This window comes from Pseudomonas eucalypticola (assembly GCF_013374995.1).
GTDB lineage: Bacteria > Pseudomonadota > Gammaproteobacteria > Pseudomonadales > Pseudomonadaceae > Aquipseudomonas > Aquipseudomonas eucalypticola.
Window position 1 is genome coordinate 3,017,532 of sequence record NZ_CP056030.1, and the last position, 23,150, is coordinate 3,040,681.

20 protein-coding genes are annotated in these 23,150 nt (G+C 63.9%); 9 read left to right on the plus strand and 11 right to left on the minus strand.

The window, feature by feature from the left end; all coding sequences use genetic code 11:
• Positions 1 to 82: 82 nt before the first annotated feature.
• The 3 genes from HWQ56_RS13530 to HWQ56_RS13540 form a co-directional block, all read right to left on the minus strand.
• Entirely contained in the window at positions 83 to 1,033 is a 951-nt protein-coding gene (locus HWQ56_RS13530) for a PDR/VanB family oxidoreductase (protein WP_158154888.1), read from the minus strand.
• 60 nt (positions 1,034 to 1,093) lie between these two features.
• On the minus strand, positions 1,094 to 2,152 hold the full coding sequence (locus HWQ56_RS13535) for an aromatic ring-hydroxylating oxygenase subunit alpha (RefSeq protein WP_176570814.1): 1,059 nt from the start codon (positions 2,150 to 2,152) through the stop codon (positions 1,094 to 1,096).
• Between the two features lie 75 nt (positions 2,153 to 2,227).
• On the minus strand, positions 2,228 to 3,481 hold the full coding sequence (locus tag HWQ56_RS13540; protein WP_176570815.1) for an MFS transporter: 1,254 nt from the start codon (positions 3,479 to 3,481) through the stop codon (positions 2,228 to 2,230).
• A 251-nt stretch (positions 3,482 to 3,732) separates the two neighbouring features.
• On the opposite strand from HWQ56_RS13540, the gene HWQ56_RS13545 reads away from it, so the two are divergent.
• Together HWQ56_RS13545 and HWQ56_RS13550 are read left to right on the plus strand one after the other, a co-directional pair.
• Entirely contained in the window at positions 3,733 to 5,472 is a 1,740-nt protein-coding gene (locus tag HWQ56_RS13545; protein WP_158154891.1) for a sigma-54-dependent Fis family transcriptional regulator, read from the plus strand.
• A 155-nt stretch (positions 5,473 to 5,627) separates the two neighbouring features.
• Entirely contained in the window at positions 5,628 to 6,902 is a 1,275-nt protein-coding gene (locus tag HWQ56_RS13550; protein WP_245217857.1) for a carbohydrate porin, read from the plus strand.
• A gap of 170 nt (positions 6,903 to 7,072) precedes the next feature.
• On the opposite strand, the gene HWQ56_RS13555 is transcribed toward HWQ56_RS13550, so the two are convergent.
• From HWQ56_RS13555 to HWQ56_RS13565, 3 genes are read right to left on the minus strand one after another with little or no spacing between them, the layout of a single operon-like run.
• Positions 7,073 to 8,083, minus strand: a complete 1,011-nt coding sequence (locus HWQ56_RS13555; RefSeq protein WP_176570816.1) for a zinc-dependent alcohol dehydrogenase — start codon at positions 8,081 to 8,083, stop codon at positions 7,073 to 7,075.
• 10 nt (positions 8,084 to 8,093) lie between these two features.
• Entirely contained in the window at positions 8,094 to 8,912 is an 819-nt protein-coding gene (locus HWQ56_RS13560; protein ID WP_176570817.1) for an SDR family NAD(P)-dependent oxidoreductase, read from the minus strand.
• 23 nt (positions 8,913 to 8,935) lie between these two features.
• Entirely contained in the window at positions 8,936 to 9,442 is a 507-nt protein-coding gene (locus HWQ56_RS13565; RefSeq protein WP_245217858.1) for a 2,4'-dihydroxyacetophenone dioxygenase family protein, read from the minus strand.
• Between the two features lie 255 nt (positions 9,443 to 9,697).
• On the opposite strand from HWQ56_RS13565, the gene HWQ56_RS13570 reads away from it, so the two are divergent.
• The gene (locus HWQ56_RS13570) at positions 9,698 to 10,222 is read left to right on the plus strand and encodes a GNAT family N-acetyltransferase (protein WP_176570819.1); all 525 of its coding nucleotides are present in this window, start codon (positions 9,698 to 9,700) and stop codon (positions 10,220 to 10,222) included.
• Between the two features lie 38 nt (positions 10,223 to 10,260).
• On the opposite strand, the gene HWQ56_RS13575 is transcribed toward HWQ56_RS13570, so the two are convergent.
• Complete coding sequence (locus tag HWQ56_RS13575) at positions 10,261 to 11,028, minus strand: WbqC family protein (protein ID WP_176570820.1); 768 nt, start codon at positions 11,026 to 11,028, stop codon at positions 10,261 to 10,263.
• A 214-nt stretch (positions 11,029 to 11,242) separates the two neighbouring features.
• Complete coding sequence (locus HWQ56_RS13580; protein WP_176570821.1) at positions 11,243 to 11,896, minus strand: TetR/AcrR family transcriptional regulator; 654 nt, start codon at positions 11,894 to 11,896, stop codon at positions 11,243 to 11,245.
• Between the two features lie 215 nt (positions 11,897 to 12,111).
• Between HWQ56_RS13580 and HWQ56_RS13585 the strand changes: the two genes are divergently transcribed.
• The 5 genes from HWQ56_RS13585 to HWQ56_RS13605 all read left to right on the plus strand — a co-directional run bounded on the left by HWQ56_RS13585 (position 12,112) and on the right by HWQ56_RS13605 (position 19,936).
• Positions 12,112 to 13,230, plus strand: coding sequence for an FAD-dependent monooxygenase (locus HWQ56_RS13585; RefSeq protein ID WP_176570822.1), 1,119 nt, complete (start codon positions 12,112 to 12,114; stop codon positions 13,228 to 13,230).
• Positions 13,231 to 13,273: 43 nt separating this feature from the next.
• On the plus strand, positions 13,274 to 14,578 hold the full coding sequence (locus tag HWQ56_RS13590; RefSeq protein ID WP_176570823.1) for an aromatic ring-hydroxylating oxygenase subunit alpha: 1,305 nt from the start codon (positions 13,274 to 13,276) through the stop codon (positions 14,576 to 14,578).
• Between the two features lie 103 nt (positions 14,579 to 14,681).
• On the plus strand, positions 14,682 to 15,674 hold the full coding sequence (locus HWQ56_RS13595; protein WP_176570824.1) for an ABC transporter substrate-binding protein: 993 nt from the start codon (positions 14,682 to 14,684) through the stop codon (positions 15,672 to 15,674).
• A gap of 97 nt (positions 15,675 to 15,771) precedes the next feature.
• A complete protein-coding gene (locus tag HWQ56_RS13600; RefSeq protein WP_176570825.1) occupies positions 15,772 to 17,112 on the plus strand; it encodes an OprD family porin in 1,341 nt (446 codons plus the stop codon).
• Positions 17,113 to 17,416: 304 nt separating this feature from the next.
• Positions 17,417 to 19,936 (plus strand): PAS domain-containing protein, encoded by a 2,520-nt coding sequence (locus HWQ56_RS13605; RefSeq protein WP_158154903.1) that lies wholly within the window; start codon positions 17,417 to 17,419, stop codon positions 19,934 to 19,936.
• Positions 19,937 to 19,968: 32 nt separating this feature from the next.
• Here the strand turns inward: HWQ56_RS13605 and HWQ56_RS13610 are convergent, their stop codons facing one another.
• The 3 genes from HWQ56_RS13610 to HWQ56_RS13620 all read right to left on the minus strand — a co-directional run bounded on the left by HWQ56_RS13610 (position 19,969) and on the right by HWQ56_RS13620 (position 21,758).
• Entirely contained in the window at positions 19,969 to 20,298 is a 330-nt protein-coding gene (locus tag HWQ56_RS13610; RefSeq protein WP_158154904.1) for a hypothetical protein, read from the minus strand.
• Between the two features lie 515 nt (positions 20,299 to 20,813).
• Complete coding sequence (locus HWQ56_RS13615; protein WP_158154905.1) at positions 20,814 to 21,038, minus strand: DUF6555 family protein; 225 nt, start codon at positions 21,036 to 21,038, stop codon at positions 20,814 to 20,816.
• A 129-nt stretch (positions 21,039 to 21,167) separates the two neighbouring features.
• Entirely contained in the window at positions 21,168 to 21,758 is a 591-nt protein-coding gene (locus HWQ56_RS13620) for a hypothetical protein (RefSeq protein WP_176570826.1), read from the minus strand.
• 639 nt (positions 21,759 to 22,397) lie between these two features.
• On the opposite strand from HWQ56_RS13620, the gene HWQ56_RS13625 reads away from it, so the two are divergent.
• Positions 22,398 to 23,150 (plus strand): hypothetical protein, encoded by a 753-nt coding sequence (locus HWQ56_RS13625; protein WP_158154908.1) that lies wholly within the window; start codon positions 22,398 to 22,400, stop codon positions 23,148 to 23,150.

The window sequence follows — 23,150 nt, forward strand, 5'->3', positions numbered from 1 at the left end:
TGGCCTCAAGGACTCAGGTGATCATGCGCTTGTGTGCTTTCATTGTTGCCAACATCGACCCCATCTCACGCCTCCACCCAGATCACAAGTCCAGCACCAGTACCGCTGACCGCGCCCGTGAACAGCAGGGCGTGAACTGGTCGTTGGCGGCCTGCTCGGCTTCGGTGAGGAACAGGTCGCGGTGCTCCGGCACACCCTCCAGCACCCGCGTCAGGCAGGTGCCGCACACCCCTTGCTCGCAGGACACGGGAATCTCCACGCCGTGGCTCTCCAGCACCTGCACCACGCTCTTGTCTGCCGGGATCTGGAATTCCTGGCCGCTGCTGGCCAGCCGGACCGCGAAGCTGCCGTCACCTGCGGTGTCCTGCGGCGCCGCGGCGAAGTATTCGCGGTGCACCTGGGCGTCGTTCCAACCCTGGGCCTTGGCACTGTCCAACACGTGTTGCATGAAGCCCGCCGGGCCACACACGTACACATGCTGGTCAGGCTGGGGATTGCTCAGCACCCGTGCCGCGTCCAGCGCCGAACCGGGCTCTTCGTCGAAGTGCAGGTGTACCTGGGCAGCGAACGGTGAGGCGCTCAATCGCCGGACGAAGGCCGCGCGCTCGCGCGAGCGGGCACAGTAATGCAACTCGAACGCGTCGCCACGCTGGGCCAGGTGCTCGGCCATGCTGAGAAGGGGGGTAATGCCGATGCCCCCCGCGAACAACAGGCTGCGCCGCGCCTCGGGCGCCAGCGCGAACAGGTTGCGCGGTTCGCTGATCATCAGCCGTGCGCCGGCCTGTACGTGACCATGCAGGGCGAGCGAGCCACCCCGTGATGCACGGTCCTTGAGTACGCCGATCAGGTAGCGGTGGCGTTCCTCGGGGTGGTTGCACAGTGAGTACTGGCGCACCAGCCCCCCTGGCAAATGAACATCGATATGGGCGCCGGCGCTGAACGCCGGCAATGCATTGCCCTTGGCGCAGCTGAGCTCGTAGCTGCAGATGTCCAGGGCTTCGTCGTTACGGGCTGTCACCACGACTTCAATCATGTCGCACCTTCACATGACGGCCACCGTCGGCGGCCGTTTACCGGAGGAGAAAAGGAGGCGTTACTGGGCGCTGGCGATGAGTTCGGCGGCGGGCGCGCGCTCCGCCGCGATGAGCCGGTCCAGAATGTTGCGCGATTGCACGCCGCCGGCATCGATATTCAGCTTGAGCAGGTTGCGCTGGGGGTTGGCCAGCAGGTTGCGCTGCTGTTGTTCGAGCATTTCCAGGTCTTCGCTGAAGATCTTGCCCTGGCCTTCGCGGATGGTGGCGGTGAGCGCCTGGTCCTGTGGGTTGAAGTTGCGCGCCATGCCCCAGAAGTACCAGATGGAGGTGTCGGTTTCCGGGGTGATGAAGTCCACCACGATGCTCGACGCCTTGTGCCGAGCCTCGGCGTGGTAGCCGCCGTTACCAGCATGGGCCACGCCAACCTCGATCAGCACGTGGCTGGGCGGGGTGAAGCGGCAGATCTGCCAACGGTCCACCGGCACGTCATCGGCCAGGTCGTTGCCACGCAGGGCCATCTGCCAGAAGGGCGGCGGCATGATGTTTTCCATGTGCCGCGCGGTGACCACTTCGTCGCCGTGCACGCTGGTGGCAGGGGGCGCTTCGTCGATTTCCTTCTGGCCGATGCTGGAGGCGTGCACGTAGGTTTCGTGGGTCAGGTCCATGAGGTTGTCGATCATCAGGCGGTAATCGCAACCGATGTGGAACAGCCCGCCGCCATAGGCCCATTCATCGCTGACGGCCCATTCCAGGTGGTGAATCAGCGCCGGATCGGCCTTCTCCTGGTCACCGGGCCAGACCCAGATGAAGCCGTAGCGCTCCACCACGGCAAAGGTCTTGTTGCACGGAAAGCCGCGCACGCGCTGGCCGGGCATGGACTGCACCTTGCCGTCCGCGCCCATGGCCAGGCCGTGGTAACCGCACACCAGTTGGCCGTCTTCGACGTAGCCCAGCGACAGGGGGGCGCCGCGGTGCGGGCAGAAATTTTCGACGGCGGCCACGCGCCCTTGGGGCCCGCGGTAGAAGGCCATCTGTTCGCCGCAAATCTGCCGGCCCAGGGGTTTTTCAGCGATCTCATCAGGGGTGCAGGCAACGTACCAGGCGTTCTTCGGGTACATGGTGGTTCTCCATTGTGTTTGTTCTTATGGATCCATAAGGCATCAGGTTCTGGCTTAAAGTCAACAATCATCGATCTAAATGATTTCTATGGATCCATTGGTGGGTGAGCATTGCGTTTTAGGCGTGAGGCGCGACGGCGCGGTTTCCCGCAGCCCCAGCCCCAGCATTGCGACTACCACGGCGCAGCCGGCCTGCAGCATCAAGGGCGCCGCCAAACCATGCGCGTCGGCCAGCCACCCCCCGATGACCGGGCTGAACACTCCACCCAGCACTTCACCCATGCCCATGACCAGCCCCACGCAGGCGGCGATGCGTTGCGGGGGCACGGTTTCCGCAGGAATAGTCGCCATGAAGATCGGTGCCACGCCACTGGCCGACCAACTGACAAACAGCAGTGTGCACAGGGCCCAGAATGGCCCCTGGAAGTACAGCGCGGCTAACGGCGTAAGCGCCCCTATGAGGGAAAACACCACCACTACCGGGCGCCGTCCCAGACGGTCGGAGAGGGCGGGGACCACGCAACTGCACACTGTCGCGCTGGCACCCAGCACGCTCATCAGCACGCCCATCTGCGTCGAACTGAAATGCCGTTCGTTGACGTAGAACACCGGCATGAACGCCCAGCCCAGCACCATCCACGCCACGTAGAAACACGCGATCACCATGCTCAGCCAGACATTGCGGTAACTCAGCAACCCCGGCGTGGACTCAGCGGCGACCATGGGCATCGCAGAGGCTGTGGCGACGTCCCTGGGCTCGTTGACGTATCGCCAGATCAGCCACGCCGCCACCAGGCCCGGGAGGCCGGCAATGAAAAAGGCCAGGCGCCAGTGGTAATGGCTGGCGATGGCCACCAGTACCAGCGGTGCCAGGCACGAGCCCAGCAGGTTGCTGCCGAAGTTCTGCATGATGCCCATGTTGCGGCCGCGACGGCGGGTCGCCGAATTCATCGCCATCACGGTTTGCGAGATCGGCAGTATCGGCCCTTCGGCCACGCCCATCAGCAGCCGCGCCGCCAGTAGCATGAAAAATGAACCCGCCAGGCCGGAGACGAACGAGCACAGCGAAAACACCATCACCGCCACCAGCAGGTAGGGTTTGCGCCGCCCGCTGCGGTCGGAGCGGGCACCCAGCACGAAGCCTGATACCGCCCACGTCAGCGACAGCGCCGAGACCAGCAGGCCGATGCGGGTATTGCTCAGCCCCAGGTCGGCGGCCACGAACGGCGCGAGGAAGCTCATGGCGTTGCGGTCGAAGAAGACGAAGCCAAAACTGAGGCTGAGGACGAACAACAGGCGGTTTTCGTAAGACAGGAACCACTGGCGCATGGCGAATCTCCGGCGTGATTATTGTTATTGGAGGGCGGGCGGTGGACATTCGGCCAACCACCGCGCTACCCCCGACGTAGCAAGGGCCGGGCCATGCCCAGGGTGCCCGCGCTGCCTGGGTGCGCTGGCTGCGCAGGTGTATCACGCCTTGATCTTTGTTGATGAACATGGGAAAAATTGATCATCAAAACCGCTGTCTCCGATCCCCTGGCGTGCCTGTCCAGCGGATAACAACAACAAGAGGAGCAGGTATGAGCCGTTTGTCCGAAGGCGGCGCCCAGGCGCACGCCCACCGCCCATTGCAGGGCTACGAAACCAGCACCCCGACCCAGGCGGACCTGCGCCGCTTTCTGCGGTTTTCCGATGAGGACGCACGTATCTGGCTGGATGACCAAAGCATGGTCATGCTCCATTCCACGGCACTGGGCGCCATGCGCCGTGAGCTGATCGAGAGCGTCGGCGAGGACGGCGCACGGCGCATCCTCATGCGCATCGGCTATTCGGCGGGCACCCAGGACGCGGCGTTGGTGCGCAAGCGCTGGCCCGGCTGCAACGAGCGCAGTTCCTTTATCGCCGGCGGTCGCCTGCATGCCTTGCAGGGCATCGTGCGGGTCGAGACCCAACGCCTGGACCTGAATATCGAACAAGGCCATTTTCACGGCGAATACCTGTGGCACGATTCGCGCGAGGCCCACGAGCACGTCAGCCATTACGGCATTGGCGACCAGGCGGCGTGCTGGATGACCCTGGGCTACGCCGCAGGCTATGCCAGCGCGTTCATTGGCAAGCTGGTGGTGTACCGCGAAGTGGAGTGCGTCGCTGCCGGGGGTAAAGTCTGTCGTATCGTCGGGGACACCGCCGACCGCCTCCCGGATGCCGAGCAGGCCGAAGCTCAACGCCACTGGGATCCCAGCCATTTCATTCGCTTGAACTCCATCTGGGCGACGGATGAGGCAGCAGCACCGCCGCCGGCCGCCACGACCCTGGGCCTGCCCGTGCAGGATGACATGGTCGGTGTTTCGGCCGCCTTCAGTGTCGCCCGCCATCAGATCGCACAGGTAGCGCCTACCCGCGCCACGGTACTGTTCAGCGGCGAGTCGGGGGTGGGCAAGGAAGTCTTCGCCCAATGCCTGCACCGTCTCAGCCCCCGCGCCCGACAGCCGCTGGTGGCGGTCAACTGCGCGGCCCTGCCGGAAAGCCTGCTGGAAGCCGAGTTGTTTGGGGCGGAAAAGGGCGCCTACACCGGCGCCACCCAATCGCGCACCGGGCGCTTCGAACGGGCGTCGGGCGGCACGCTGTTTCTCGACGAAATCCAGGCCCTGAGCCTGGGCGCCCAGGCCAAACTGCTGAGGGCGTTGCAGGAAGGTGAAATTGAGCGGGTGGGGGGCAACAGGCCCATCAAGGTCGACCTGCGGGTCATTGCTGCCACCAATGCCAACCTGCGCCAGGCCATCGCCCAGGGAACGTTTCGCGAAGACCTGTTCTTCCGTCTCAACGTCTTTCCCATCCACCTGCCGCCCCTGCGCGAGCGGCGCGACGATATTCCCTTGCTGATGGAGCATTTCCTCAAGCACTTTACCCAGCTGCACGGCAAGCAGGTGACCGGTTTCAGCGCCCAGGCGGTGCAAGCGTTGCTCAACCACGACTACCCAGGCAACATCCGTGAGCTGCAAAACCTGGTGGAGCGCGGTGTGATCGCCGCGCCCGGCAACGCGGCCATTCGCCCGCAACACTTGTTCCCCAGTGGCGAACAAGCGCCACCTGGCGGGTGGGGTATCAACGGCGATGGCAGCCTGGACGGCAATGAAACCCAGGCACAGAGGTCGCCCTTGGTGCAACTCAAGCAGTCGATCCATGCGCGGCAGTTGGCGCACTACCGTCAGGTTGTGCAGGCGTGCGCGGGCAATCTCTCAGCCGCCGCTCGCCAGTTGGGGGTAACACGGCCGCAACTGGCCTATCGGCTCAAGGCCGGCGATCTGCAGGACGATTGATCATCCAGCCTGATCAAAGCTGATCAAATGACCGTTGCCCTTTCACGTCTCCATGCCCGTCACAATGGGCGTGAAGGGGGATGGCACAGCCCTTGCGATGCACCTCTGGCGGCTTGAGGGCCGCCCTTCATAACAACAAAAATAGAGCGTGCATCATGATGAATCTGCAACCTGGCGTTCGCGCGCCCGGCGTTCGCCTGACCTGCCTGTCGGCGCTGCTGCTGGCTTTGGCCACCCCGGCGGGAGCCGATGACGCCGTGCGCCTGAATCTGCAACTGTGGAACCTGTCGGTGAAGAACCTCGGCACCGGCCCCCAGCCATACCACTATGCCAACAGCGGCGACGTGTTCGCCGGTGCCGACTTCGACCTGGCTCGGCTGGCCGGCATGGCCGGTGCGTCAGTATCGTTGCAGTATGTGTTCTTCCCCTGGATGCAAGGCGCCGGGCAACCGGCCGAGGCTCATTGGCAGGGCAAGGCCGGCAGTTACTTCGCCGGGGCGCCGATGCACAATGACATCGACAGTGGCTACCTGGCGCGGCTTACCTGGAACCAGCGCCTGTTGCAGAATCGCCTGGAGCTGGTGGCCGGGCGCAGCAATGCGCGGCAGCATTTCTACCTGGCCAACTGCGACAACGTGGTGACATGCAACGACCCGCTGCTGGACAACTCCACGGGTGTGCTGCCGTACCCTTACGGTAGCTGGGCGTTGTACGCGCGCTATCGGTTCGAGCAAGGCCGCTACCTGCATGCCGGCGTGTTCGAATCCAACCCGCAGCATTACCTGGCCCGCAGCAAGGGCCTGGACTGGGACCCCGGTGACGCCAGTGGCGTGTCGGCACTGGCGGGCGTCGGTGTGGAGCGCGGCTTCGACCAGGTGCCGCTGGCGTACCACTATGAACTCAACGGTTTTTTCAACAGCGGGCAACAGATCGATCCGCTGGATGGCCACCTGCGTCGTGGTAGCAGTGGGGCGCTGTTCAAATTCCGCCAGACCCTGGCTCGTGACGGCGACAGCGGCGAGCCGCGACGGGGTTGGCAGTGGTTCGGCAGTGGGTCGTGGAGTGCCGACGACATGCAGCCCTTTGAGTATTTCGCCGAAGTCGGCCTTACCCGGCTGGGCCCCTGGGGCCGACCTGAAGACCGCCTCAATCTCAAGGTCAGCTATCTGCGCCTGGGCGAGCGCCAGGCGCGCTGGCAGGAAAAGGCGCGCCTCGCGGCCACGGGGCAGGACTCGCACACCCGGCGCGGCGTCGCCCGGGTGGAGCTCAACACCCACTGGCAGGTGACCCCTGACCTGGCGCTGGAACCAGGCGTGCAATACATCATCAACCCGGACAACTTCTACGACCCGCAGGCCGAGCTGAGCAGCAATGGCGCGGTAGTAGCGGTGCAGGTCATCTACGACCTGGGCAGTGCGTTGGGGTTGTAGCAGGGTAGAAAGTTAGCGCTGCAAGGGAGCTTCCTCCTCCTGTGGGACCGGGCGCCAGCTCGGGAAGCAGGCGGCGCGGTGTATCAGGCAGACCGCGGCGCGGCCTTCCCGAGCTTCGCCCGGTCCCACAGGGTGGACTGCGCCGGCCAACGCCCCCCCTCAGGGGGGCGCTAGCTGGTCTGGGGCGCCACCATGACTTTGCACTGGTGTGTGCGTTGGCGCAGGTGCTCGAACGCTTCGGGCATCTGTGCCAGTGATACGGTCTGGCTGATCAGACTCAAGGGGACCGCGCCTGGGCCTTCCAGTGCGTTGAGGGCCGCCTGGAACTCGTCGAGGGAGAAGAACGCCGACGTGACCAGGTTGATCTCCTTGGATACCGCGCGAAACGGCATGAAACGGTCAGCGACAGTGCATAGACCCAGTACCACCACGGTGCCTCGGGGTCGTACGTAGTCCACGGCATTGGCGATCAATCCAGGCCGGCCGACACACTCGAACACGATGTCAGGCGGCCCGCCGAGGCAGTGGTCGATGTGGGTGCCCAGGCCGGGCTGGTCCACCAGGAAAGCACTGGCGCCCAGACCCATGGCGCGTTCGCGCTGCCAATCGCCCAGGTCGGTGATGGCCACCCGCGCGGCACCCAGGCGCCGAGTCCAGAAGGCCACCGCCAGGCCGATGGCCCCTGCGCCCAGGATCAGCACCCGTGCGCCCGGACGCAGGTTGGCGCGCATCACGCCGTGCAACGCTACGGCCAGAGGCTCGGCCAGGGCGCTGTCGGCCAGCCCCGTGGCGGCGGGCAACACGACGCACTGGTGCGCGCGGGCGCTGGCCAACTGGGCGAAACCGCCACCTTGCAGCTGGAACGCCGCGCACCAGGCCGGCTCGCCACGCTGGCAAGCAGGGCAGTGGCCACAACCGCGCAGCGGTGCCACCGTGACCGCATCACCGACCTTCAGGCCTTTCACCTGCCTGCCGCATTCCACCACCCGGCCACTGTATTCATGTCCCAGTACCGCGCCCGGGGCGATGGCGAAGGCCGGGTCGTGGGTCATGTGCAGGTCGCTGCCGCAAATCCCGCAGCGGCATACTTCGACCAGCACCTCATCGGCGCCAGGCACGGGGTCGGGGAGGCTAGCGGGTTGCAATGGCCGGCCCAGCCCGTTGAAGACAATTGCCTGCATGGGTACCTCCTTAATCGACCCGGCCGAGCATCTGCCCGCCGTCAATGACTATTTGCGCGCCAGTTACGTAGCTCGACGCCGGGGATGCCAGGAACAGCGCCAGGCCTTTGATCTCTTCGGTGTCAGCGATACGGTGCTGGGGCACGCGCTGGGCGAAGGCCGCGCGGTCGGCCGCGTTGCGCAGGCGCCCACCGGCGATGTTGGTGACAAATGGCCCAGGGGCGATGGCATTGACGTTGATGCCGTAGCGCGCCAGCTCCATGGCGGCCTGGCGAACCAGGGCGGCGGCGCCGGCCTTGGCCGGCATGTAGGGGGTGCCGACGATGGCCTCGTTGAGCACCGCGGCGTTGCTGGTGGTAACGATGACACGACCGTGACCCTGGGGCTTCATCAGCCGCACGGCCGCCCGCAGAGTGGTGAACACCGCAGTGAGGTTGGTGGCCAGGACCTTGTCCCAGTCATGCTCTTCGAGGTTTTCCAGTGCACCTTCGGCGCACCGCTGGCCGTCGGTGTCGAGAAAGCCCGGGCCGGCATCGATGCCGGCATTGGCGAAGACTATATCCAGCCTCCCGTAATACTGGCCGATGCGTTCAAAACACTGGTACATGGCCGCGCGGTCGGTGGCATCCACCACCTCGCTGCGCACATTGAACCCGGCGGCCGTCAGGCGTGCCACCTGCGCTTGCAACTGCACGGCGTCGATGTCCAGCAGTACCACTCGCGCGCCAGCCTCGGCCATCACTTCGCAATAGGCCAGGCCTATGCCACTGGCGGCACCGGTGACCACGCAAACCAGGCCTTCCACCGTGAATCGTTCCCAGTACTTCATGGGCAGCTCCTTCTGCAAAGGGGTCAAAGGAACAGCGCCTGGTTGATCGCCAGGCCGTGTTTCTCGCAATGGCTGACGTAGTGGTTGATGAACCAGAACACGTCGGTGGTTTCGGTGTGGTTGCCGTGCTCGTCGAAGAATTCGATGGGGCCGTGAATCCAGAACAGCGCCTGCATGCCTTGGGGGTCATCGGAGTACAGGGTATGGGCAGTGCCGGGCGTTTCGTAGACAAAACTGCCGGGGCGCGCAGTCCAGTCGTATTCGTAGTAGCCCCAGCTACCTTGCAGGGTCACGGCCGAGACCGCCGCGCGATGACGGTGGGTACCGATGCACCCGCCGCCCTTGACCCACAGGACGTTGCAGACGCTGCCGGTGCGCACGTCGAAGCTCAGGTGGCGGATGGCGGCGCTGTCACCGAAGGGCACCCAGGGCGATTGGTCTTCACTGGTACCGATGTGTGCGCCGTGCAGCGCGAAGCGGTCAATGATGGCCGCGTTGGGTTCAGGGGGCAGTTGGACGATAGGGGACATGGGCAAGCCTCGCATGATTGTTGTTATGGGTCAGGCAATCGAAGACTTAGCACAGCGTGTGCCAGAGCGTGCCAGGCCCTGATTCTTCTGCGGGGGCGGGCCGTCGAGGTGCGTGCTGGATAACGGAATATGAGCAGATTGATCATCAAAATGGGTGAAAGAGCCTCGGTGCCACGCGATCCCTGCATCTCGCCTTGGCGGCGCAGCGCTCAGGCAATATAGTCGTCCCCGTTTCTACCCCTAAGGACAGCCAACATGCACATCCAACGCCTTGCCGAGCTGGACGACGCGCTCTGCGCTCAACTGGCCGATATCCTCATCGACTGCGTGGAAGGAGGAGCGTCGGTGAGCTTCATGCTGCCCCTGTCACGCGACCGCGCCCTGGGCTTCTGGCAGGGCCTGCGGGCCAGTATCGCCGCGGGCGAGCGGGCGCTATTGGTGGCGCGAGATGAGCACGGGCAACTGTTGGGCACCGTGCAACTGATCCTGGCCCAGCCCGAGAACCAGCCGCACCGTGCTGATATCGCCAAGTTGCTGGTGCACCGGCGCGGCCGCCGGATGGGCGTGGGGCGAGCCCTGATGGAGGCAGCGGAACGGGAAGCGGTCGAGGCGGGCAAGGGCCTGCTGGTGCTGGACACCGCGGGCGGCGATGCCGAGCGCCTTTACCAGCGCCTCGGCTGGCAGGCGGTGGGGCAGATCCCCGCGTACGCGTTGTGGCCGGCCGGTGGGCTGTGTGCGACCACAGTGTTCTACAAGTGCGTGGGTGGGTTTTCGGCGTGAGCCCAGCTCGACCACGCCGATGGGTTAGGGCGCTGGCTTCACATGAACGCGCCATCACCCATTCTGGCCGCCAGGGGCTTGTCTTGCAGTGGGCCGGCGCCGTGCAGCGAGTAGCGGGGCAATAGCGCCTGAATGTCGTCGACGGTGTTGAACATCAGCACGTCGATGATGGAAAGGTTGGCCACGAAGGGCGCCTGGAACTGGGGGTAGTCGAGCGCGTGCATGCGGAAGAATTTCAGCGCCACGCCCCGGCTGGCGAAGTATTCATGATCATAAAGCGCCAACCCCCCGATCGGGTTGACGTAGGTGCTGGCCGCGAAGCGGCGCGCGATCTGGATGACCCTGTCCTGCTTGTCGAGTGGCACGCCCAGTTTCAGCGCCGAGGCGCGGAAGATCGGCGTGTCGATGCGCAGGTAGGTGCACAGCTGCCTGATCGAATGCTCGATGTATAACGCCAGGTTGCGTTCCGGATGGCGGATCAACGCTTCGACCACGGGCATGGCCAGGTCAAAACACGGCGCCTTGGCGTAGCTGACCCGGATCAGGTTGACCAGGCGATCCGCCTCGTCGCTGAAGGTGGTACTCAATGTACGTTGATTGATGGCCAGCTCGAAACTGTCGCGCTTCACCGGAAAGCTGATCAAGCGCGCCTGCTGGTTGAACAAGACGGTGTTACGGTTCACCCAGCCCGACTTGATGAATTGCAAGTCGTCGCCCAATACGAAGACGTCGACTGCATTGATTAATTGAAAGTAGCCCAGGTAGGGAAACAAATAAGGTTGCATCATGGCAACGGACGAGTGCACGTTCGATCCTCCTTATCCGGTGACAGACCAGTCGGGCCCGTATTTCAATGTCCAGTCGGTGGCAGTGTCAAACGCGTGGGTAGATTGAAGCTGACTTGCATTGTAGGAGGCAACCGGGACAGTTGATTATTCGTTATTCGACTGCAGGGGGACGCGTGGTGGGTGATTGGCGCTTTCGCGCTAGCCCCATAGCCAACGTGCATGATCGAACAGGTCAATGGGTCGGCTTCGACACACCTATCCCGCGCAACAGCAGGTCGGTCAGAAACCGTGAGTACTGCTCTGCCAGGGCGTCATCGGTGCTGTCCGTGAACAGCACGTTGAACAGAGGTTGGGCCGTGGCGAAAAAGGTGCAGGCACCGACCAGGGCCACGTGCAGCAAGCGGGGATCGATGGCGGGCAAGCCCTCGGCGGCCGGCCTGGCCTGTAGCAGTGCCTCACTCAGGGCCACGCCGCGCTGGGCGATGGTGTCCAACGCCTCGCCGGTCTGCGGGTCCTGGCCCTGGTAGATCTCGCGCAGCACCAATTGCACGAAATGCGGGTTCTGCCGGCCGATGTCGATGATCAGGCGAATGCGCCGGTAGAGCATCTTCTCGATGTCCTGACCGTCCTCCGCTGCCTGGCTGCCCAGTTGGGTCACGTCCAGCAACTGCAGAGTGGCGGCGCGCAGCAAGCCGTCCTTGCCGCCGAAATAATAGCGGACCAGCGCAGGGTCGACGTTCACGTGCCGGGCGATGTCCAGCAGGGTCAGGTCGGTGGGTGAGCAGTCGCGCAGCAACCCCAGGGTCGCCTCGATCAGGCCCTCGCGGCCAATGGCGACCTTGTGCGCGGGGCGACCGCGTTTTTTCTTTTCGGTTGGAGTGTCCATGGCCGGGGATCATAACCCGGGGAAACACCCTTTTGGGTAGGCCGGTGACAATTTGCTGCACCGTGGTGCAGCCGGGTGCGTGGCGAGGCCTGTTTCGTTAGAGGAACGCGCTAACCCTCTGAATATCCGCGGTTTTTATTTAATTCCTTTTAAAAGGAATTAATGGCATTCATTCTGCATTGCTGCACTCCATCAACCACAGGAGAGCAGTCACCATGAATATCGCCATCATCGGCGCCGGTATCGGCGGGTTATGCGCGGCCATCGCCTTGCAGCGTGGCGGGCATCGGGTCACGGTGTACGAACAGGCCCAGGGCTTCATGCGCGTAGGCGCCGACATCAATCTGACACCCAACGCGGTGCGCGCCCTGGACGGCCTTGGCGTTGGCGCAGCCGTACGCGCGCCGGCGGCGCGGCCGACCCACCGCATCAGCCGGATGTGGGACAGTGGCGAGGAGACCTCGCGGCTGGCCATGGGCGATACCGCCGAGCAGCAATACGGTGCCCCGCAACTGACCATTCACCGTGCCGACCTGTTGGCCGCCCTGGCCGCCGCATTTCCCGTCGAACAGGTGCGGTTCGCCAAACGTTGCGAGTCCATTACCCAGGACGACACCGGTGCCACCGTGACCTTCGTCGACGGCAGCCGTGCCCAGGCGGACCTGGTGATCGGGGCCGACGGCATTCACTCCGCGGTGCGCACTGCGATGTTTGGCGCCGAGCAGCCACGCTTCACCGGTGTGGTCGCTTACCGCGCCGTGGTGCCGGCCGCCCAGGTGGCCCATGTGCCCGACTTGCAGGCCTTCACCAAATGGTGGGGCCCGCACCCGCACAGCCAGATCGTGACCTTCCCGCTGAACCGCGGCCGCGACATTTTCATCTTTGCTACCACCGCCCAGGACAGTTGGCACCTGGAAAGCTGGACCACCCGCGCCTGCGTCAGCGAGCTGCAAAGCGCCTACGCCGCCTTTCACCCTGACGCCGTAGCGTTGCTGGATGCCTGTGACGAAGTCCTCAAGACCGCGCTGTACGAGCGCGACCCGCTGCCCAGCTGGACCCAGGGCCGCTTGACGCTGTTGGGCGACGCGTGTCACCCGATGATGCCCTTCATGGCCCAGGGGGCCGGCCAGGCCATCGAGGACGCCGTGGTGCTGAGCCGTGCCCTGAGCCTGCCAGGGTTGGAGGTGGGCGCCGCCTTGCAGGCGTACGAGGCCGCGCGCCTGGGCCGCACCAGCCAGATCCAGGTCGGCTCGCGCGGCAACCAATGGCTCAAGGGTGCCGGCAGTGCCGATTGGGTCTACGGCTATGACGCCTGGAACGTCGCGCTGGGCTGAACCCGAACCGTTGCTTCACCGCCTGCTACCAAGAGGAACCGACATGCTCAGCGAAGAAAAGAACCGGACCCTGACCCAGGTCGGCCCGGGCACCCCCATGGGGGATTACCTGCGCCGTTACTGGCAACCCATCGCCGGCGAAAGCGAGTTCGATGACAAGCCCATCAAGACCCTGACCCTGATGGGCGAAGACCTGGTGCTGTACAAGGACCTGAGCGGCACGTACGGCCTGATGGACCGTCGCTGCCCGCACCGCAACGCCGACATGTCCTACGGCTACGTGGAACAGTCAGGTCTGCGTTGCAGCTACCACGGCTGGCAATTCGACCAGCAGGGCGGGTGCCTGCACCAACCCTACGAGGACACCTGCGATCCCACCGGGCGCATGCGCAGCAAGACCCGCATCAAGGCGTACCCGGTGGTGGCCAAGGCGGGCCTGCTGTGGGCCTACCTGGGCCCGCTGCCGGCACCGCAATTACCCGACTGGGAGCTGTTCAACTACAAGAACGGCTTTGCCCAGATCGTCTGTGCAGAGATTCCGTGCAACTGGTTCCAGTGCCAGGAAAACTCTATCGACCCGGTGCATTTCGAGTGGACCCACAACAACTGGACGCTGCGCCAGCAAAGCGATGACGTGGATTATGTGCCCACCCATCTGCAGCTGGCGTTCGATGAATTCGACTACGGCTTCGTCTACCGGCGCCTGCGCGAAGGCGAGGCCAGCGACGATGTCATGTGGAATGTCGGCCGTGTGACCCTGTGGCCCAATGGCTTCTACCTGGGCCACCATTTCGAATGGCGGGTACCCATCGACGACCACCGTACCCTGAGCATTCTGTGGGTGTTCAGCCGCGTGCCCACCGAGCAGGAACCCTATGTGCAGGACAAGATCCCGACCTGGTACGGGCCCATCAAGGACCCGGTGACTGGCCGCTGGATCACCAGCCACGTGGCCAACCAGGATTTCGTGGTGTGGGTGGGGCAGGGCGCAATCACCGACCGTACCCGTGAGCACCTCGGCCAGAGTGACCGCGGCATCGTGATGATGCGCCGGCGCTTTTTCGAAGAACTGGATGCCCTGCGCGAAGACCCCGGCCACGTGCCCAAGGGCTTGATCCTGGACCCGGAAAAGAACCATGACGTGTTCCTGCCCTCGGCGTGTCGCGACGAACTGATACAGGGGCTGGACCGCGAACAACTGGCCGCGCACCCGTTGCTGGGGCCGTACCTGAAGGACTTCTTCGGGCAGGCGGGGCAGCCGCCTCACGTGCGTGCCGCCTATGAGCAGGCGGTCGGCCAGAAAATGAATGGCGCGCAGTTCTTCGCCGTGCATGGCAGCCGACGCTAGGCGTCGGCACGCCATTGTTCCATTCCCGGGCTTGCCCTGTGGGACCGGGCGAAGCTCGGGAAGTAGCCCTCACACAACTATCAGAACCACAAAGGTAGCAACCATGAAAAGCCTGATCCGATGGTGCGTGTCTGCTGTGTTTGTTTTCCCGTTGCTGCAGGCCGCCCAGGCCGATACGCAGGACGTCACTTTCCTGATGCCGGCACCGCCCAATCTGCCCGGCTTCGCGCCGTGGATCATTGCCCAGCAGAAGGGCTACTACACCCAGCTGGGCTTGCGGGTAAACCTGGTGGCCGCCAAGGGCGGCGTCGATGTGGCCAAGCAGGTGGGGGCGGGCAACGCGCTGTTCGGCGCGGCCAGCGGTGACGTGCCGGTCATCGTGCGGGCCAACGGCGTGCCCGTGCGCAACGTCGCGGTACTGGGCACCCATGGCTACACGCTGCTGGCGACCGATGCGGCCCAGCACATCGACGCCATCGAGCAACTGCGAGGCAAGACGGTGACGGTCATGTCCTATTCGGACTCGTTGTACTACGCCTTGCTGGCGTCCCTGCGCAAGGCGGGCCTGAGCAAGAACGACGTCACTATCCAGGCCGCGGGGCCAGCGGGGGTGTGGCAGCTGCTGGCCGATGGCAAGGCCGACGCCATGGCAGGGTCGCCGGATTGGGTCGTCAACGCCCAGGAGGCCGGCCGGCCATTGCGGCTCATGCCCCAGGCACAGATGTTCGACAGCATGGCCCAGTCGATCCTGGCCTCCGATGACGCCATCGCCCAGCACCCCGACCTGGTGCAGAAAATGGTCGACGGTACGCTGATGGGGCTGCGCGATATTCTTCAGGACCCTGCGCAAGCGGCCAGGACCTTTGCCGCGGCGGTACCCGCGTATCAGGGCAAGGAGCAGAAAGTGGAGCAGGTCCTGGGCCTGTACCGCCAATACGTCTACGGCCACCAGGAGCGGCTGGGCGAGATTCAGCCGCAGCGGGTGGCCGAGTCGGTGCGGTTCTTCAGTGAGGAGGGCATCGTCAAGTCGACCTTGCCCACGGATGAGTATTTCACCAACCGCTTCATCGGGGCACTACCGGCTTCACAGCCCTGACCGATAGCGTTTCGCGACACCAATCAGATCAATCCAATCATTGGGCATGCGGCGGCCGCCTCGAGGGCGCCCTGCACGCCAGGCAGGAGTGTGGGCGATGGCTTTGTTGAAGTGGAGTGCGGTGGTAGTGAGCATGGGGCTGATCCATGCCCCGGCAGTGATGGCAGCGGCCTTCGTCAGCGATCAGGGCGGTGCCAAGGGCTTCATCGAGGACGCCTCGCTGAACCTGTTGCTGCGCACGCTCTACTGGAACCGGGACAACCAGAACGGTGCGCCGGATGCGCGGGACTGGACCCTGGGTATCCAAGGGGTGTTCACCTCGGGGTTCACCCAAGGCACCGTGGGGGTGGGCGTGGATGCGTTTGGTTACCAGGGCCTGAAATTGTGGGCGCCGGATCAGTATTCGGTGCCCGGCTACGTGTCGGGCAACCTGACCGAGGGGGCTGATGGCCACGCGGACGATGATTATGGCAAGGCGGGCGCGGCATTGAAGGTGCGGGTGTCGCGAACCCTGCTGAAAATCGGGGACATGCAGCCGTCCACCAGCCCGGTATTCGCGGTAGGTGGCAGCCGGCTGACGCCGGTGACCGTCAGCGGCGTGCAGGTGATGAGCAGTGAAGTCAGCGACCTGGACCTGGAAGCCGGGCATTTCTACTCGGGCACCAGCCAGGACCAGACCAACCGCAATGGCAGCCTATGGGCCGCCTACGCGAACCGGCCATCGCGCGCCATGGACTTCGCCGGTGGCCGCTATGCCCTGGCCGATACGCCCTGGAGTTTCGGCCTGTACAGCGGGCGCCTGGAGGACATCTGGGACCAGTACTACGCCAACCTCAATTACACCCAGGCGCTTTCCGATAGCGAGTCGCTGGTGGTGGATGCCAACTACTACCGCACCCGCGACCAGGGCGCTGCCCGGGCCGGGACCATCGATAACAACACCTTTTCCCTGTCAGCGGGGTACACCTTCGCATCGGCTCATACGCTGACGGTGGCGTTCCAGAAAATCAACGGCAACACCCCGTTCGATTACGTGGGCACCGGTGACAACAACCGGCCAGGGGACTCGTGCTTCATCGCCAACTCGGTGCAGTACTCGGACTTCAATGGCCCGGGCGAAAAATCCTGGAAACTGCAGTACGACCTGAATCTGGCCGCCTTCGGCGTGCCGGGCCTGACGTTCATGACCCGGTACGTGTACGGGTATGACATCGACGGCACGCACCTGTCGCCCAGCAGCGCGTATTACGGCCTGTATGGCGCCGATGAACGCCACCATGAGACCAACGTCGAGGCCAAGTACGTCATCCAGTCCGGCCCGGCGCGCGATCTGTCCATCCGTCTGCGCCAGGCCTGGCACAGCGCCACGGCGGGCGACCCGGACGGGGACGCCAATGAATTCAGGCTGACCGTCGATTATCCGATCGCGGTGTTCTGATACCGGCGGGGGGCGTGTCAGGGATCGCATTGGCGCCCCCTTCCCGAGCTTCGCCCGGTCCCACGGGGAACAGATTGCCATCGCCTGCACCGCGGGCGGCTTTTGCGAGCTTGGCCCGACCCTGCAACTCCTGGTGCCGGCGCTGGTCATTGAGAGACGGGCTGCCAGGGCAGGCAAGGTAGCGCTGGCGCAGGCGGCCTGCTCTTGGAATAATGAGCGGGGTCGGTTGATGCTCGCGCTCCCTGTCCGGAACTGGCGCACACGTTCGGTGTGCAAATAGCAGTCGCAACGCAACGGTGCGCAATTGAACGACACGCTTACCCATCTTTCTCGCGAACAGCTCGAAACCGAAGTCCTGCGCCTGCGCCAGGCCCTGGCCACTACCCAGCACGAGGAAGTGGCGGTCCAGGAAGCCGAGGCGCGCTACGAACTGGCGGTGAAGGCCACCAACGACGCGGTGTGGGACTGGGACCTGCGCACCCAGCATGTGCAGTGGAACGACGCCCTGGAGCGTGCCTACGGCTATCCTCCGGCGGCCGTGGAAGCCACTGGTGAATGGTGGCTGGAGCAGATCCACCCCGATGACCGCAAGGCCGTGCGGGCCTCCATTCACGCCGTCATCGACGGCACGGCTACCGACTGGTCGGCCGAATATCGCTTTCGCCGCCTCAATGGCTCCTATGCCGAGGTACTGGACCGCGGCTATGTCATTCGCGACGCCCAAGGGCGTGGCATACGCATGCTCGGCGCCATGCTGGACCTCACCCGCATGCGCACCGCCGAAGCGGCGTTGCGTCAGAGCGAGGAACGCTTCCGCACCATCCTGGAAACCATCGAGGCGGCCTTCGCCATCGTCCAGGTCAAGTTCGACGAAAACGATGACCCCGTGGATTACCGCTTCGTCGACGCCAACCCGGCCTTCGAACGCCAGGCCGGGGTCGACCTGCGCGGCAAATGGGTCACCGAGTTCGCCCCTGACCTGGAGCCGTTCTGGTTCCAGGCCTATGGCCACGTGGCCAAGACCGGCACCCCGGCCAATTTCGAAAGCTACGCCAAGAGTTTTCAGCGCTGGTTCGATGTGCGGGCGGTGCGCGTGGGCGATCCGGAAGACCGCCAGATCGCGATTTTCTTCAGCGACGTCACCGGTCGCCGGGACGCCGAGGAGCGCCTGCGCCGCAGCGAGACCGTGGCCCGGGAGAACATTGAGCGCGTGCAACTGGCCTTGGCGGCCGGGGCTATTTTCGGCACCTGGCACTGGGACCTGCCTAATGACAGCTTCACCGTGGACGAGGCCTTTGCCCGCGCATTCGGCCTGGACCCGGCCTTGGGTCGTGAGGGCTTGAGCCTGGAGCAGGTGGCCGCCACGGTACACCCGGAGGACCGCGAAGGGCTGCTGGCGGCCATCAGCGAGGTGGTCGCCCGGGGCGGGGCGTATGCGCATCAGTACCGCGTGCGGCGCGCCGACGGCCAGTATTACTGGATCGAGGCGAACGGGCGCGTCGACCATGCCGAGGACGGCACGCCACTGCGCTTTCCGGGCGTACTCATCGACGTCCAGGAGCGGCGTTCGGTGGAGGCTCAGCGTGACCTTGCCAACCAGGCCCTGCGCTCGCTCAACGAAACCCTGGAATTGCGGGTGGCCGAGCGCACCATTGAACTGATGCAGGCAGAAGAAAAACTGCGTCAGTCGCAGAAAATGGAAGCGGTGGGGCAACTGACCGGCGGCCTGGCTCACGACTTCAACAACCTGCTGGCAGGAATATCCGGGGCGTTGGAGCTGATGAGCAGCCGCATCGCCCAAGGCCGTCTGAGCGCAGTGGACAAATACCTGGCCACCGCCCAGAGCGCCACCAAGCGCGCCGCGGCGTTGACCCACCGGTTGCTGGCATTCTCGCGCCGCCAGACCCTCGACCCGCGCCCCACCGACGTCAACGCCCTGATCGAGGGCATGACCGAACTCATCCAGCGCACCGTGGGCCCCGCCATCGCTCTACGGACCGGCGGCGCCCCCGATTTATGGCCGGCACTGGTCGATGTCAGTCAACTGGAAAACGCGCTGTTGAACCTGTGCATCAACTCTCGTGACGCCATGCTGGGTGGCGGCTGCATCGACATCGTCACCGCCAACCGCTGGCTGGGGGCCCAGGAGGCAAAGGCGCTGGACCTGCCGGAGGGTCAGTACCTGACGTTATGCGTCGTCGATACCGGGACCGGCATGACCACTGAGGTCATGGGCAAGATTTTCGACCCGTTTTTCACCACCAAGCCCATTGGCCAGGGTACGGGCCTGGGGCTGTCGATGATCTATGGGTTCGCCAAGCAGTCGGGCGGCCAGGTGCGCGTGGAGTCGGTGGTGGGCGAGGGCACGACCATGACCCTCTTCCTGCCTCGCTACCATGGCCAGCCGGCCCCGCACGAAGACGTCGAGCTGGCCGTGAACGTCGCCGCCAGCGCCGAGGGGGAAACCATCCTGGTCGTGGACGACGAACCGACAGTGCGCATGCTGTTGACCGATCTGCTCAAGGACCTGAGGTACACCGTGCTCGAAGCCGCCGACAGCGTCGAAGGGCTGAAGGTACTGCGCTCTGACGCGCGCATCGACCTGCTGATTACCGACGTGGGGTTGCCGGGTGGCATGAATGGACGGCAGATGGCGGACGCGGCGCGCGAGACGCGCCCGGGCCTGGTGACGCTGTTCATTACCGGTTATGCCGAGAGTGCCGCCATCGGTGACGGGCACCTGGCGGCAGGCATGCATGTGCTGACCAAGCCATTCGCGATGGATACCCTGACCGCGCGGGTACGCGAATTGATGGGTAGCTAGCAGCGGCCGCAAGGCCGCTGCCGGTGAGGCCGTCAGCAGTACTGGTCGATGACCTTGACCTGCTGCGCCTGGCGGGCTTCAGGCCACTGATCTTCGAGGGTGTGCAGCACTCGGCCAATGAATTCCCGGTCCGCCGCGGCCTTGCGGCCAATGTAGCCCTGGCCCCGGCGGTAGGTGCGCAAACGGGCGCGCATGGTCGGCTTGCTCTGCTCGAATTCGGCCTCGCCGGCATGGCGTGCCATCCCATCGATATGAACTTCGCCCGATTCGCAGACCCACAGGATGTGGTTGTCCAGGGTGTCCTTGCGCGAGGCGAACAATTGAGCCAGTTCTTCAATGGTAGGTTGATTGTTCAAGTTCATGAGTAAGCCCCCTTCGACTGTTATTCCATTGTGTAGGTGATGAGTTCAAACATGGGCCCCAATCGGCCATTGCACTGCGCTGCACGGTGTGAACACCGGGTGCAGAGGTCAGGGCGGGATGTGTGTAGCGTTGATGGAAAGTGACTACAGCAGCAAGGAAGGCGTGCGGAACCCGGGATGTCACGGACGACGGTACGGCTGTCAGCCACAAGCATCTTGAGATCGTCTCGCCAGCCGGGTGCCCCATGCGGGCGGCCTGCTGGTCAGCTTTTCATCAATCTGCCTTGTGGGCAGTACCCATCACGCAACCGGACGACGGCTTGTCGGCTGGCTTTTGACACCCTTTACCTGGGCTCCCGATCGGGGAGACGGCCTCACTATGCAAGGCGCAGGAATGGCCGTCAATACTTTTTGTAGTGATTTTTTTCTAGCACTACATATTTTTTGGAGGGAACCCGTGTTCATCGGGGTGGCGAGCAAAAGAGCGACCGCAGGGCTTGAAACTGACCCTTGGGTCACGCCAATTGCAGCCACCGCACGTCGCTCAAACCCGCCGCCATCGCCTGTTGCTGCCAGCACTCCTTGCCCTCATTGAGCACCTCAAGGCCCAGGCCGGTGCCTGCGTGCAGCGCGGCGTAGTACCAGGCGTCGGCGTCGGTCATCAAGGTATCCCGTTGCAGGAAGTGATGAGGCCGACCGTGGAGGCAGTAGCGGATTTCGAAACGGTGCAGCGTAAGCATGACCAGAAAACTCCCTAATATCGGGGGTCAGACATAACGGCAAAAGGCCAGTTCCATGGAAAGGTAACAAGTTTCTCACAATGGGCGCCTCGCTAGGTTTTGCGGGCGCTATACCGGCCGTGACCCGTGTCAGGCATTGCGGTCGGTGAGCGTCTTGATCGTCCCCGTGCCGACCAGCCTGCCATTGAGCCGGATGGCAAATATTTCACCGGCCCTTAACGTCGACGGCCGCACCAATCGAAACTCGGCCCCCTCGACTCGGTCTTCTGGTTGCAGGTTTTCCTGCCCGTCGGGCAAGCGTATTTCGGCGGTAACGACATAAGTCGGAAAAAGCAATTCGGCCCTGGCGTTATTGTTCAACACTGCGCTGGCTTCAAGATCACCCATAAATCTTGCATATAAGCTGACGGTCTCAGGCGTCGCAAGGAGGCTTCCTCGCAGAGGTTCGGATACGGAGAGTGGCAGGTAAATATCGACTTCCGCTGATGATTCGCAAGCCTGCTCCTTTTCGACGTTATTGAGGAAGATACCCAGGCAGGTAGTGTGCTGCCTGGCATAGTCACTCACCCATTCAACCACTTGACCCTTGCTGACGCAGCCCTGCAGGACGTGGCCAGACACTACGATCATGCCGGGCGGGCCAAAACTGCGCGTGATTCGCATAGCGAAATCCGAGCGATTTTCCTTGTTTCCATTCAGGGGAGGCTGTGCGGTGCTCATGGCTGTTTCTCCTCATTCAGGCCCCCGGTTCGGGCGCCGTGGCTGGAAATGGTCGAGCACATTCGCTGCCCTGTAACCTGTCAAAACTAGCAGTTCCCTCCGTCATATTTATGGCGGCATATGTAAGTTCCATGAATAGCGTCGATAACTCGACGAAAGGCATGGTTTTTTCGCTATGGGAGATAGGTGCATTTGAGAGTCGCTGCTAATCTCAAGCCTGCTCCGCATCGTGTCGATGCCGGGCGCGCAGGGACGCACACGCAGTGCAGCAGCGGTTATGCGGCGGGGCGGTGGAGTTCCCTGACCGGCCGGTGGGCCGCGCGGTGCTTCAGCGCTACCTGGGCGTATGAAGCTGCCAAGTCAAGGATGAGCCAGCCCGTGCCATGCCATCAGAGCCGTCACGAACGGAGCAACGGGACTGGTTTTACTTCGCTGCCTTACACCTCGCCTGCCGTAGAGGTTTGAGCTCAAGGATGGACCGACACTGCATCAGCCGTGGGTGGACTGACACCATCGACGCATTGTCTTGCTTCACGCCTGCCTGAGAATTGCGCGAATACGTTGCCCCAGCGGGGCGCGTGGCTGCCTGGTAGGCGGCTTCGAACAACCATGAATCATGACAGAGTTGGGGAGACGAGCATGCAATACACCACGTTCAGCGATGAAGAAATCAAAACACTGGCCCAGTCGATCGACCAGCAGGGCTACGCGGTGCTGCCCGCCTGGGCCAGCCCGGCGGAGCTGGAAGAAGTGCAGGGGCTGGTGAAGCGCTCGGTGCAGGAGGCCGGCAACAGCTACGTGGCGCTGACCGGCCATCAGGCCGTGGCGGGTACGCTGCTGCAGGAGTGGGGGCGGTCACCGGTGCTGCTGGACCTGTGCAAGCGCATCGTTGCGTACGCCACCGGGCGCGCGGCCAATGATAGCGAAGAAGGTATTCATCAGGTGTTGCGCTGCCTGGTGGGCGACACCGGGCGGCGTGAGTCGATGATTTTTCACTACGACTCCTTCGTGCTGACCACCATCATGCCAGTGTGCATGCCTGACGGCGCCAAGGGTGACTTGTTGATGTTGCCGAGCAAGCGGCCGCTGCGGGGCAGCTACGCCATGAACCTGATCGACAAGCTCAGGGTGGACAACCGCTGGAGCCAGCGCCATCTGGTCAAGGCGTGGGAGAAGGGCAGCAGCCGTTTCACCCAGGTGGCCATGGAGCCTGGCAACATGTACTTGTTCTGGGGCTACCGGTCGCTGCACACCAACCTTCCGGCCGACCCCAACGGCATTCGTGCCACGGCCGTTTTCCATTACGACAACCTGCACGGTGCCAGTTCGCTGGCCGGGCGCATTCGGTCATCCCTGGCCTACGTCAGGCCGCGGCGCCGGGCGATGGTATGA